The following is an 11764-nucleotide window of genomic DNA, read 5'->3' on the forward strand; positions in this document are numbered from 1 at the left end:
GATGGCCCCGAGGTTCGCCGCCCGCATGGGCGAGATTGCGCCGTTTCACGTGATGGAGCTGCTGCGCCGCGCCTCCGAGCTCGAACGCTCCGGTTGCGACGTGATCCACATGGAAGTGGGCGAGCCCGACTTTCCCACGCCCGAACCGGTGCTGGAAGCGGCGCAGCGTTTCCTCGCCGCCGGGCGCGTGGCCTACACGCCGGCGCTGGGGCTGCCGGCCCTGCGCGAGGCCATTTCCGCCTTCTACGCCGAACGTCTGGGGGCCGATGTCGCTCCCGACCGCATCGTCATCACCGCCGGCGCCTCTGGCGCCTTGGTGTTGGCCTTGGGCATCACCACCGACCCCGGCGACGAGTGGCTGCTGCCCGACCCTTCCTACCCCTGCAACCGCCACCTCGTGCGCACCTTCGAAGGACGCGTGCGCCTGCTGCCGGTCGGCCCGGAAACGGCCTTCCAACCCACGGCGGCGATGATCGCCGCCGCCTGCGGGCCACGCACCCGCGGCGTGATGCTCGCCTCGCCAGCCAATCCCACCGGCACCCTGCTCTCGCTCGATGAGATCGATGCGATCACCGAGGCGGCGGCCGAGCGCGGCGCGATCACCCTCGTCGACGAGATCTACCAAGGGCTCACCTACGGCGTGCCGATGCGCACCATCCTCTCGCGCCGGCGCGACGTGCTCGTCGTCAACAGCTTCTCCAAGTATTTCGGCATGACCGGCTGGCGGCTCGGCTGGCTGGTGCTCCCCGACGCCGACTGGGTGCGCGAGGCGGAAAAGCTCGCCCAGCACCTTTTCATCTCGCCTTCGACAGTGGCGCAGCACGCGGCGCTCGCCGCCTTCCTGCCGCAGACGCAGGACGAGCTGGAGCGGCGCCGCGCGGAGTTCGCCCGGCGCAGAGCCGTGCTGCTTCGCGGACTCGACACATTGGGCCTGACCGTGCCGGCCGAACCCACCGGCGCCTTCTATGCCTACGCCGACGTCTCGGCTTTGGGAGAGACGGCCGAGCGCCTGGCGCAGCGCTTCATCGAGGAAGCGTACGTGGCCGTCACCCCTGGCAGAGATTTTGGCGAGCACCGCGCCGATCAATTCCTGCGCTTTGCCTACACCACCACCCAGGCGCGCATCGCCGCCGCCATCGAGCGGCTGGCCAAGGTGCTGCGCCGCTGAAGCGACGCAGCGAGTTCCGCGCAGATCCTCAGCCTTGCCGCCGCGCGATCTGCTCCAGGCTGCGCTTCATCGCCAGCACCCGGCGCGCGTAGCGCTGCTCCGGGTCGTCCAAAGCGCCGGCAAAGGCTTGCAGGGCCTTCTCGGTGCTACCGTAGCGCTGTTTGGCTTCGGCCAGCACTTCGATCCCCACCGAAACGTTGAGCTGAGGATCGAAGAGCGCATCTTCGGGCGCTTTCCGCTTGAGCCGCGCATGGATGCGTTGCACGTGCCACTTCGGGACGACTTGCATCAGCCCTTGCGCCCCGTCGGGGCTCTCGGCAAAGGGGTTGAACTCGGACTCGATGGCGATCACCGCCACCACCAGCGTTGGATCGAGCCCACGGCGGCGAGCTTCCTGCTCCAGCGTAAGGAAGAGCGGCGTGAGCGCGGCGGAGGCCACGCGATAACGCCGCGCCACGTGATCGCGCACGCGGCGCATCTCGGGGCTCAGGGCCTGGATGCCGAGGTGCGCCTGCACCGAATCGCCGGGCGCCTTGGCAACCTTGGCCGGCTCACGAGGGACGGACGAAGAAGCGACGCGCTTTTCGGCCGGAGCGGACACGGGAGCAGGCGCGGCCGTTTCGCTGACCACCGGCTGCGAAACTTCGGCAGCGGCATCGATATCGTCGTCGCCGTCGTCTTCGGGCAAAGGCAACAAGGCCGTGGCCGCCGGCGCCATCGCTGCTTCTCCGGGACCGGAGACGACGAAAAGCCCCAAGAGGCCGGTACAGCAGGCGAGCGCGAGCAGGACGGTGGCCGCCACGCGACCGGGCACGGCAGTGCGACCGGTCGCAATTTCTACTTCTTTGTCATACCGTCGGTCTTCGGTCATGACGATGTCCTCCTTTCGTACCGAGGCGCCTTCGCCGAGTATCACAGTGATGCTGCCGCAGAAATGGCGGCGACGAAGGCGATCGTGAGGTCGTACATGCCGGCCGAAATGCGGCCGATCGGGGCGCGGCGGGGGTGCCGCCGCAGGGGAGAAAAAGCAGAATGATCGTTGAGGAAAACGCAGGATAACGCGAAACTTTCGTTCCGCCAAGGGGTTGGCTGATCAGAATGCGCGGCCGACCCGCGTTTGTTGCATCCTTACGACAGCAAAAGGGGAAGAAAACGCCCCGAAGAAAGGCCTGCGATCCGCACGCGCGCCGTCGACGTCGGAGGCAGAAGGGCAGCGAAACGGTGCCAGTCGAAGAAAGGTCCGGGGTCGGTCTTGCGGACCGGCGCAATATGACAGTGCCCTGCAACCGAGTCGATCGAAGGATATCGTCTCAGGAGGGCGGCGACGAGCGCCGCCACCCGCTCATATTGGGCGGAAGTGAAAGGCTGGCGATCGGATCCTTCCAGCTCGATGCCCACGGAGAAATCGTTGCAGCGGGCCCGCCCTTCCCAGCAGGAGAGACCGGCATGCCAGGCACGGCGATCCGGAGGAACGAATTCGATCGTCTCGGCGTCGCGCCGGATGAAGTAGTGTGCCGACACGCGCAGCCCTTCGAGTGAGGCGAAGGCGGGATGCCCTGCCGGATCGAGCGTGTTGGTAAAGAGCCGCTCGACCGCGTCGCCACCGAAGACTTCCGGCGGCAGGCTGATCGCGTGCAGCACCACGAGGCTGATCGGCATCCCTGCCGGGCGCTCGTCACAGTTGGGCGAGGCCACGCGCCGGTCGATGCAGGCCTCAAGCGCCTCTTTCCCCTCCATCGTTCCCCCCACACCAGTGGTCGCCGTCCTCCCTATAATAGAGGGTTTCCACGGATCGGACCCCTACCTCATGAGCGCCCACTTCCTGCTCGGCGGCGCCCGCAGCGGCAAGAGCGCCCTGGCCCAGCGGCTCGCCGAAGAAAGCGCTCTGCCGGTGACGGTGATCGTCACGGGCGAGCCGCGCGACGCAGAGATGGCCGAGCGCATCGCCCGCCACCGACGTGAGCGCCCCGCCCACTGGCGCACGGTGGAAGCCCCCTTCGCACTCGCCGACGCGCTGCGCGCCCATGCCGCCCCCGGACGCTTCGTGCTCGTCGATTGCCTGACGCTGTGGCTGTCGAACTGGCTCCTGGCCTGTCTCGACGACACGCCGCGCCGCGGCCCGGAGGAATTCTCCGCCGAACGTGCGGCGCTGCTCGAACTCGTAGCCGCCCCGCCGGGGCCGCTCGTCCTGGTCGCCAACGAAGTCGGGCTGGGACTGGTTCCCGAAACGGCGCTCGGGCGGCGCTTCCGCGACGAGGCCGGGCGGCTCAATCAGGACGTCGCCGCGCGCGCGGCCGCGGTGAGCTTCGTCGCTGCCGGACTGCCGTTGCGCCTGAAATAGCGGCGCCGGCGTTTCCCCCGCCATCGCCTTTGCGTACAATGCGGGCTTTCGCCGACGATCCTTCCCTTTCGATGCTCGAATTCTCCCTCACGCCGACGCACGACCCGGACCTCGCCGCCCGCCTGCAGCGCGCCATCGACGACAAGACCAAGCCGCGCGGCGCGCTGGGGCGGCTCGAAACCACGGCGCTGTGCATGGGCCTCATCCAGCGCCGCCTCGATCCCCGCCAGGAACACCCGCAGGCGCTCGTCTTCGCCGCCGATCACGGCGCCACGCGCCGGCCCGGCATCTCGGCCTTTCCGCGCGAAGTCACCTGGCAGATGGTGGAGAATTTCCTCGCCGGCGGCGCGGCGATCAACGTCTTCTGCCGCCAGCACGGCATCCCCCTTGCCGTGGTCGACGCCGGCGTCGACCACGTGTTCGCGCCGCGCCCCGGCCTGATCGATGCCAAGCTCGCCTTCGGCAGCAACGACTACCTCCAGGCCCCGGCGCTCGGCCGGAAACTTGCCGTGCGCAGCCTCGCCACCGGCGCCGAGCTGGTGCGCCGCCTGCCGCCCGAGACCGATTGCCTGCTGCTGGGCGAAATGGGCATCGGCAACACGGCCTCCGCCACCCTGCTGACGCACTGCTTCACCGGCGCACCGCTCGAGGCGATCACCGGCCGCGGCACGGGGCTCGACGACGAAGGACTGGCGACCAAGCGCCGGCTGCTCGAGACGGCGCTCGTACGCGGCGGCGTACCCGCCAATCCGATTGACGTGCTCGCCGAATATGGCGGGCTCGAGATCGGCCAGATCGCCGGGGCGATGCTGGCGGCGGCCGAGCGCCGCCTCGTCATCCTCGTCGACGGATTCATCGTCACCGCCGCGCTCCTCGTCGCCCATGCCCTGGAACCGGCCGTGCTCGACTACTGCCTCTTCTCGCACCGTTCGCAGGAGCCGGGACACCGCCTGCAGCTCGAGCGGCTTGGCGCCGAAGCGCTGCTCGAACTCGATCTGCGTCTGGGCGAAGGTACCGGCGCAGCGCTCGCCTATCCGCTCATCGTTTCCGCCGCCGCCTTCCTGCGCGAGATGGCCAGTTTCTCGGCCGCCGGCGTGGCCTCGGGCAGCTGAACCGCCACGCGCCCCCGCCTCATACATGATCCGCACCCTCTTCTGGCGGTTCGTCGCGGCGCTGCAGTTCTTCACCCGGCTGCCGCTGCCGCGCGACTTGCCGCAGGTGCCGATTCACCAGAGCGGCGCCATCGGATTCTTCCCCTGGGCAGGCATCGTCGTCGGACTGCTCTGCGGGGCCGTGCTGCTCCTGGCGCGCTGGCTCTGGCCGCCGGAAGTCGCCGCCGTGCTCGCCGTGGCCGCCGCAGTGGCGCTCACCGGCGCCCTGCACGAGGACGGTCTGAGCGATACCGTCGACGGCTTCGGCGCGGGCTGGGATAGAATGCACATCCTCGCCATCATGAAGGACGTGCGGCTGGGCAATTATGGCGCCACGGCGCTCATCCTGGCGCTGGCGGCGCGCATCGCACTCACTGCCGCGATCGCCGTCCGGCTCGACGGGGTGGCGATCCTGGCCGCGCTCATGGCCGCGCACGCGGTCTCGCGCGGCACGGTGCTGGTCCCCATGCTGGCCCTGCCTTACGCGCGCGCCGAAGACGCCACGAGCCGCGCCAAACCGGTGGTGCAAGGACTGGACGGCACGGCACGGCTCACCGCCGCGCTCGGGGTGCTCGCACCGCTCGCCTTGCTCCCGCCGCCGGTCGCGCTCGCGGGGCTCGCTGCCGCCGGGGCCACCGGGGCCGCATGGACGCGGCTATGCGCCCGCCGGCTGGGGGGCTATACCGGCGACGTGCTCGGCGCCGTCCAACAAACGGGCGAAATCGCCTTTCTGCTAGGAATCTTGGCTGCATGGAAATTCATCTGATCCGACATCCGCGCGTGGCCATCGACCCGCAGCTGTGCTATGGCCACAGCGACGTGCCGCTGGCCGAACCCGCCGAAGAGGCCGCCGAACGTCTGCGTCCCTGGCTGCCCGAACGATTCCGTCTCTTCTCCAGCCCCTCGAGCCGGGCGCTGGCGCTGGCCCAGGTCCTAGGGCAGCCCATCCTCGATGAACGGCTAAAAGAAATGCACTTCGGCCAATGGGAGCTGCAACCCTTCGAGTCCCTGGGCGAAGCCCTGGAACTCTGGGCGAAAAATCCCTTCGGGTTTCAACCGCCGGGAGGCGAGTCGGCCGCCGAAATGGCCATCCGCGTGCTCGAATGGTGGCAGGAGACGCGCGAACGCCACCAGGATGAAGAGGCGATCGTGATCGTCGCCCACGGCGGCCCCTTGCGCGTGCTCGCCGGGCATCTGCTGGGGCTGCCACGCGAGCGTTGGCTGTCGCTCGACTTCGGTTGCGCCCAGGCCACGCGCATCGACCTCGAACCCTGGGGAAGCATGCTGCGGTGGTTCAACCGGACGTAAACCGGCGCTGCCTGCACGGTGCAGCTGCCACCGGTGGGGATAGCCGAGGGCCATGGCCGAAGCGCGGAAGGCGCTTCGGCCTTCATGCCACCAGATCCTCCCGGTACAGCTGCGCGTAGCGCCCGCCCGCGGCGAGCAGCTGCGCGTGCGTGCCGCTCTCGACGATGCGGCCGCGCTCCATCACTACGATGCGATCGGCCCGCTCCACCGTCGTGAGGCGGTGCGCGATCACGAGCGTCGTGCGCCCTTGCATGAGCGTCTCCAAGGCTGCCTGCACCGCGCGCTCGGATTCGTTGTCCAGGGCGGAGGTCGCCTCGTCGAGCACCAGAACCGGCGCATCTTTCAGCAAGGCGCGGGCGATCGCCAGGCGCTGGCGCTGGCCGCCGGAGAGCAGCGCCCCGTTCTCGCCGATGGGGGTGTCGAAACCTTGCGGCAAACGCTCGATGAACTCCAGCGCATGCGCCGCGCGCGCCGCGGCGACGATCTCCTCGCGCGACACCGCCCGCTCGCCCGCCCCGTAGGCGATGTTCTCCGCCACGGTCGCGTCGAACAGCACCACCTGCTGTCCGACGTAGGCGATCTGACGGCGCAGCGCCGCGAGCCGCCACTGCGGCAAGGGGACGCCGTCCAAGCGGATGCAACCCTCGGTAGGATCGTAGAAGCGCAGCAGCAGCTGGGCCATGGTCGACTTGCCGCTGCCCGAGGGGCCCACCAGGGCAACCACCGAGCCGGGCTCGATGCGCAGATCCAGGCCGTCGAGCGCCCAGTCTTGGGCATTGGGATAACGGAAGCGCACCCCCTCATAGGCGATCTCGCCGCGGGCACGCTCGGGGGCAAAGCTCCCCTCGTCATGTTCCGGCGGCACGTCGAGCAGCGAAAAAATGCTCTCGGCCCCGGCCAAGCCGCGGGCGATGCGGCTATTGACCTCGGTCAGCTGCCGGATCGGTTTGGGCAGCAGCCCCGCGGCCGTGACGTAGGCCACCAGCTCACCGGCGGAAGCATCGCCGCGCAGCCACAGCACGAGCCACAGCAAGGAGCCGATCGCCACGAAGGTGACGAGCTGCGTCGTCGAGCCGTTGCGTGCCCCGATCCGCGCCAGCCGCAGCTGCCGCTGGAAATCCTCGTCGTTGGCCCGGGCGAAGCGCTGCAATTCCCGCTGCTCGCCGCCAAAGGCTTTGATGACCCGTTGGGCCAATACCGCCTCGGTGGCGATGGCGGTGATGCGCCCCATCGTCTCCTGCAAGCGGCGCGAGGCAGAGCGCAGCTTGCGCCCGGCGCTGCGCATCATCGCGCCGAGCACGGGAAGGAGCACCGCCAGCACCAGCGTGAGTTTCCAGTTCGACCACAGCAGATAGGAAAAGAGCGAGACCACGGTCAAGCCTTCGCGCACGACGACGCGCACCGCCTCGGTCACGGCGCCGGTGGTCATGGTCACGTCGAAGGTGAGCCGCGAGATGATCCGCCCGGAATCCTGGGAATCGTAATAGGCCGTAGGAAGCCTCAGCCCATGCGCGAAGAGCGCCGCACGCAGGTCGTGGATGATCCCTACGGACACCTTGGACATGGAGTAGGCCCCGAGAAACGAGCCGATCCCCTGCCACAGCGCCACCAGCATCAAGGCCGCCGGCACGAGGTAGAGCGTGTCGACTTCGCCCAACGCCGGCACCACCAGCCGAGCCCGCGCCGGGTTGGTCAGGCCATCGACGAAATACTTCAGCGCGCCCATCATCATCGGCTGGCCGCTGGCGAAGATCACGTAACCGAGCATGGCCAGCGCGAACGCGCCGCGATAGGGGCGCACGTACTGCCACAGGCGGCGATAGAGCACCCAGGAAGAATCCATGCTTCGTTCCATCAATGCGCCTCGTCCCAATTACGTCCCACGCCGACGTCGACCACGAGCGGCACACGGAGCTTGGCAACGTTCTGCATCTGGTCGGTGACGAGCGCACGTGCGGCGTCCACCTCCGCCTCGGGCACTTCAAGCACCAGTTCGTCATGAACCTGCAGGACGAGCCGCGTCGCGAGGCCGCCCTCTTGCAAGGCGCGATGCACGCCGATCATGGCCAGTTTGATGAGATCGGCCGCGGTGCCCTGCATGGGGGCATTGATCGCCGCGCGCTCGTCGGCCTGGCGCTGGGCCGGGTTGCGCGAACGAATGTGGCGCAGCCACACGCGGCGCCCGTAGAGCGTCTCGACGTAGCCCTGCTCATAGGCCGTCTTGCGCGCCTGCTCCATGTACTTTGCCACCCCAGGATAGCGGGCGAAATAGCGGTCGATGTATTCCTGCGCCGAAGCGCGGTCGATCCCCAGGCTGCGCGCCAGGCCATGCGCGCTCATGCCGTAGATGAGGCCGAAGTTGATGGTCTTGGCCACGCGCCGCTGCTCGGGCGTGACCGCCTCGAGCGGCACGCCGAAGATCTCGGCAGCGGTGTGCCTGTGGATGTCCTCGCCATGCAGGAAGGCCGCCACCAGAGTCGCATCGCCCGAGAGGTGCGCCATGATGCGCAGCTCGATCTGGGAATAGTCCGCCGACAGCAGCAGGCAGCCGGTCGGGGCGACGAAGGCCGAGCGGATGCGCCGCCCCTCGGGCGTGCGCGCCGGGATGTTCTGCAGGTTCGGCTCGCTCGAGGACAGGCGTCCCGTGACCACCACGCTCTGGGAAAAGGTGGTGTGCACCCGCCCCGTGCGCGGATCGATCATCTTCGGCAGTTTGTCGAGATAGGTATTCTTCAGTTTCGAGAGTTGGCGGTGCTGCAGCAGCACCTCGACGATGGGATGCTCGTGCGCCAGGCGTTCGAGCACTTCCTCGCTGGTCGAAGCCTGACCCCCGGCGGTCTTCTTGGCCGCTTTCAGGCCCAGCTCGCCAAACAGGAGTTCGGCGACCTGCTTGGGCGAGGCGAGATTGAATGCCCGCCCCGCCAGTTCATGGGCTTTCTGCTCGAGCACACGCAGCTGGGTCTCGAACTCGCGGGACTGCGCCGCGAGCACCTTGGGGTCGATCGCCACGCCGGCGCGCTCCATGGCCACCAGCACCGGCACGAGCGGGCGCTCGATGTCGCGATAGACGCGCTCGAGCCTGGGTTCGGCAGCGAGTTTGGCCGAGAGCACCTCGAAGAGCCGCCAAGTGAGGTCCGCGTCCTCGGCGGCATAGGCCGCCGCGCGCGCCGGCGGCACTTCGTCGAAGCCGATCTGTTTCTTGCCGCTGCCGCACAGCTCGGCGTAGGTGAGCGGTTCGAGCGAAAGCCAGCGGCGGCTGAGGCGATCGAGGTCGTGCTGGGCGTCGCTTTCGAGCACATAGGACATCAACATCGTGTCGTCGATGGTCCCGCCCGGCTCCGCCCCGTGCGCCGCGAGCACATGCCAGTCGTACTTCGCGTTCTGCGCCACCTTGCCATCGGCCGTGGCAAACCAGGGCGCGAGCCGGCGCAGCACTTCCTCGCGCGGCAGCTGCGGCCCGACCTCGAGCCCGCGATGCGCGAGCGGAATGTAGCACGCCCGCCCGGGCCCCACGGCGAAGGAGACGCCGACGAGGGAAGCGTTGCGCGCATCCAGACTGGTCGTCTCGGTGTCGAAGGCCACGCGGGCGCCTTGCTCGATTTCACCGAGCCAGCGCTCGAATTCGTCCCAGTCGGTGATGCAGGCGTAGGCCGAACGCCGCGCCGCGGCCTGCGCGGGCGTTTCGAACCCGTCGCCGCCCTCCTGCCCCGCCGGGGCTGCAACCCCCTGCGCCCGCAGTTCGTTCAACCACGCCTGGAATTCGAGCCGTTCATAGAGCGCGAGGAGTTTCTCGCGCTGCGGCGGACGCGCCTGCAGGTCGTCGAGCCGCACCGGCAGATCGAGGTCGCAGCGCACCGTCAGGAGCTTTCTTGCCAACGGGAGGAAGTCGCGCGCCGCGCGCAGATTCTCCCCCACTTTCCCCTTGATCTCGTCGGCGTGCGCGAGCAGCGCTTCGAGCGAGCCGTACTGCTGCAGCCACTTCGCCGCCGTCTTGGGACCGCAGCCGGCCACCCCGGGGACGTTGTCGACCGTATCGCCCACCAGCGCCAGGTAATCGACGATGCGCTCGGGCGGCACGCCGAACTTCTCCTCCACGCCCTTGGCGTCGAGCTTCTCGCCGCGCATGGTGTCGACCCACAGCACCCGCGGGCCGACGAGCTGGGTGAGGTCCTTGTCACCGGTGGAGATCACCACCTCCCAGCCGCGCGCCAGTGCCTGACGGGTGAGCGTGCCGATCACGTCGTCGGCTTCCACCCCTGGGATCATCAGGAGCGGCCAGCCCTCGGCCTCGATCGCCTCGTGCAATACGGGAATCTGCGCGGCGAGGTCTTCGGGCATCTCGGGGCGCTGCGCCTTGTACTGGGGATACCACTCGTCGCGGAAGGTTTTGCCCGGCGCGTCGAACACGCAGGCGCGATAAGGGGAGGGAAATTCCTGCGCCAAACGCCGCAGCATCGACAGCACGCCGCGGATGGCACCGGTGGGCTCGCCACGCGAGGTACGCAGATCGGGCAAAGCGTGATACGCTCGATAAAGATAGCTCGAACCGTCGACGAGCAGCAGACGCGTCGTCATGGCGTCTCTCACAGAAGCTTGCAAACGGGAAACTATACCGCGGTTCGGCGCACGATGAAAGGAAGACCATGCCGCTGCACGACAAACTCCCCAACCCCATCGTCGACCCCAAGGACATCCAGTACAACGGACGCGAATCCTGGCGCATCTTCGGCATCATGGCCGAATTCGTCGAGGGCACCGAGCGGCTGGCCGCCATCCGGCCGGCGGTGAGCATCTTCGGCAGCGCCCGCGTCGTCCCCGACCATCCTTATTACCTGCTCGCCGAGCGCATCGCGCGCAAACTGTCGGACGCCGGCTTCACCGTCATCTCCGGCGGCGGCCCCGGCGTGATGGAAGCGGCCAACAAAGGCGCCTACTTCGGCAAGAGCCCTTCGGTGGGGCTCAACATCCAGTTGCCGCACGAGCAGCACGCCAACCCCTACCAGGACATCTCGCAGACGTTCCGCCACTTCTTCGCGCGCAAGTACATGTTCGTCAAGTTCGCCTCGGCCTACGTCGTCATGCCCGGCGGATTCGGCACCCTCGACGAGCTGCTCGAAGCGATGACCCTCATCCAGACGGGAAAAAGCCGGCGCATCCCCGTGATCCTCGTCCATCACCCCTTCTGGCAGGGGCTGCTCGACTGGATGCGCGAGCGCCTGGTGGGCGAAGGGATGATCGACGAGAAGGACCTCGACATCGTGCAGCTCATCGACGATCCCGACGAGATCGTCGCGGCGATCTTCAAGTACTACGAAAGCCGCGGTTTCGAGCCCCTGCCCACGGAGCGCGAGCTGATGCTCAACCTGTGAAAAAGCGAAGAAAAGGGCGAGTCTGCCTGCCGCTATTGTAGAATGCCGGCAAGAAGCCTCCCCGTCGGAATCGTATCCATGAAACCCCGCCTTCGCCCCTTCCTGTTCGCCTCCTTGCTCATGGCCGGCACGGCTTGGGCGCAGCAATCCTCGCGCCCGCCGCTCGAACCGATCCCGGAGCCGCCGCCGCTGCCCGGACCGATCACCGAAGAGGATCTGATCGAACCCCAGGTGACGATCCGCAAGGAAGGAGAGGACGAAGTCACCGAATACCGCGTCGGCGGGCGCGTCTATATGATCAAGGTCGTACCGGCCCACGGAGGGACGCCGTACTATCTGATCGATCGCACCGGCAACGGCGTGATGGAGCGCTTCGACGGCACGCCGGAGCTCTCCGTGCCAATGTGGATCCTCAAGTCCTGGTGAG

At 68.1% G+C, this 11764-nt stretch carries 11 protein-coding genes; 7 read left to right on the plus strand and 4 right to left on the minus strand.

Going from position 1 to position 11764, the window contains the following annotated elements:
- The first annotated feature begins 1 nt into the window (after position 1).
- Positions 2 to 1168, plus strand: a complete 1167-nt coding sequence (locus OA56_RS01640; protein ID WP_461583250.1) for a pyridoxal phosphate-dependent aminotransferase — start codon at positions 2 to 4, stop codon at positions 1166 to 1168.
- A 28-nt stretch (positions 1169 to 1196) separates the two neighbouring features.
- Here OA56_RS01640 and OA56_RS01645 read toward each other — a convergent pair whose 3' ends face one another.
- Together OA56_RS01645 and ampD are read right to left on the minus strand one after the other, a co-directional pair.
- Complete coding sequence (locus OA56_RS01645) at positions 1197 to 2039, minus strand: lytic transglycosylase domain-containing protein (RefSeq protein WP_055423237.1); 843 nt, start codon at positions 2037 to 2039, stop codon at positions 1197 to 1199.
- A gap of 257 nt (positions 2040 to 2296) precedes the next feature.
- Positions 2297 to 2905 (minus strand): 1,6-anhydro-N-acetylmuramyl-L-alanine amidase AmpD, encoded by a 609-nt coding sequence (gene ampD / locus OA56_RS01650; protein WP_072247923.1) that lies wholly within the window; start codon positions 2903 to 2905, stop codon positions 2297 to 2299.
- Positions 2906 to 2975: 70 nt separating this feature from the next.
- Between ampD and cobU the strand changes: the two genes are divergently transcribed.
- From cobU to cobC, 4 genes are all read left to right on the plus strand, one after another.
- Positions 2976 to 3509, plus strand: coding sequence for a bifunctional adenosylcobinamide kinase/adenosylcobinamide-phosphate guanylyltransferase (cobU, locus tag OA56_RS01655; RefSeq protein WP_055423238.1), 534 nt, complete (start codon positions 2976 to 2978; stop codon positions 3507 to 3509).
- A 71-nt stretch (positions 3510 to 3580) separates the two neighbouring features.
- Positions 3581 to 4621 carry a nicotinate-nucleotide--dimethylbenzimidazole phosphoribosyltransferase gene (gene cobT / locus OA56_RS01660; protein ID WP_461583251.1) on the plus strand — a complete coding sequence of 347 codons (1041 nt, stop codon included), beginning with the start codon at positions 3581 to 3583 and terminating at the stop codon, positions 4619 to 4621.
- 25 nt (positions 4622 to 4646) lie between these two features.
- Positions 4647 to 5426, plus strand: coding sequence for an adenosylcobinamide-GDP ribazoletransferase (gene cobS, locus OA56_RS01665; protein ID WP_461583252.1), 780 nt, complete (start codon positions 4647 to 4649; stop codon positions 5424 to 5426).
- The gene (gene cobC / locus OA56_RS01670; RefSeq protein WP_055423241.1) at positions 5411 to 5968 is read left to right on the plus strand and encodes an alpha-ribazole phosphatase family protein; all 558 of its coding nucleotides are present in this window, start codon (positions 5411 to 5413) and stop codon (positions 5966 to 5968) included. The genes cobS and cobC overlap by 16 nt, the downstream gene beginning before the upstream one ends.
- Before the next feature lie 82 nt (positions 5969 to 6050).
- On the opposite strand, the gene msbA is transcribed toward cobC, so the two are convergent.
- Both msbA and polA read right to left on the minus strand, forming a co-directional pair.
- The gene (gene msbA, locus OA56_RS01675; RefSeq protein ID WP_198289002.1) at positions 6051 to 7811 is read right to left on the minus strand and encodes a lipid A export permease/ATP-binding protein MsbA; all 1761 of its coding nucleotides are present in this window, start codon (positions 7809 to 7811) and stop codon (positions 6051 to 6053) included.
- 11 nt (positions 7812 to 7822) lie between these two features.
- A complete protein-coding gene (polA, locus tag OA56_RS01680; RefSeq protein WP_461583253.1) occupies positions 7823 to 10543 on the minus strand; it encodes a DNA polymerase I in 2721 nt (906 codons plus the stop codon).
- A 68-nt stretch (positions 10544 to 10611) separates the two neighbouring features.
- Here polA and OA56_RS01685 point away from each other — a divergent pair, with 68 nt between their 5' ends.
- Together OA56_RS01685 and OA56_RS01690 are read left to right on the plus strand one after the other, a co-directional pair.
- Entirely contained in the window at positions 10612 to 11337 is a 726-nt protein-coding gene (locus OA56_RS01685; protein WP_055423244.1) for an LOG family protein, read from the plus strand.
- A gap of 78 nt (positions 11338 to 11415) precedes the next feature.
- Positions 11416 to 11763: a DUF2782 domain-containing protein gene (locus OA56_RS01690; RefSeq protein WP_055423245.1), complete on the plus strand. Its 348-nt coding sequence runs from the start codon at positions 11416 to 11418 to the stop codon at positions 11761 to 11763.
- The last annotated feature ends 1 nt before the right edge of the window (position 11764 follow it).

It is taken from the genome of Tepidiphilus sp. HLB4, assembly GCF_054823945.1.

Excerpts from the sequence above, each read along its gene's own strand:
- polA (WP_461583253.1), bottom strand. The coding sequence starts at position 10,543 with ATGACGACGCGTCTGCTGCTCGTCGACGGTTCGAGCTATCTTTATCGA.
- cobT (WP_461583251.1), top strand. The coding sequence starts at position 3,581 with ATGCTCGAATTCTCCCTCACGCCGACGCACGACCCGGACCTCGCCGCC.
- OA56_RS01640 (WP_461583250.1), top strand. The coding sequence starts at position 2 with ATGGCCCCGAGGTTCGCCGCCCGCATGGGCGAGATTGCGCCGTTTCAC.
- OA56_RS01685 (WP_055423244.1), top strand. The coding sequence starts at position 10,612 with ATGCCGCTGCACGACAAACTCCCCAACCCCATCGTCGACCCCAAGGAC.
- OA56_RS01645 (WP_055423237.1), bottom strand. The coding sequence starts at position 2,039 with ATGACCGAAGACCGACGGTATGACAAAGAAGTAGAAATTGCGACCGGT.
- cobC (WP_055423241.1), top strand. The coding sequence starts at position 5,411 with ATGGAAATTCATCTGATCCGACATCCGCGCGTGGCCATCGACCCGCAG.
- ampD (WP_072247923.1), bottom strand. The coding sequence starts at position 2,905 with ATGGAGGGGAAAGAGGCGCTTGAGGCCTGCATCGACCGGCGCGTGGCC.
- cobS (WP_461583252.1), top strand. The coding sequence starts at position 4,647 with ATGATCCGCACCCTCTTCTGGCGGTTCGTCGCGGCGCTGCAGTTCTTC.
- OA56_RS01690 (WP_055423245.1), top strand. The coding sequence starts at position 11,416 with ATGAAACCCCGCCTTCGCCCCTTCCTGTTCGCCTCCTTGCTCATGGCC.
- msbA (WP_198289002.1), bottom strand. The coding sequence starts at position 7,811 with ATGGATTCTTCCTGGGTGCTCTATCGCCGCCTGTGGCAGTACGTGCGC.
- cobU (WP_055423238.1), top strand. The coding sequence starts at position 2,976 with ATGAGCGCCCACTTCCTGCTCGGCGGCGCCCGCAGCGGCAAGAGCGCC.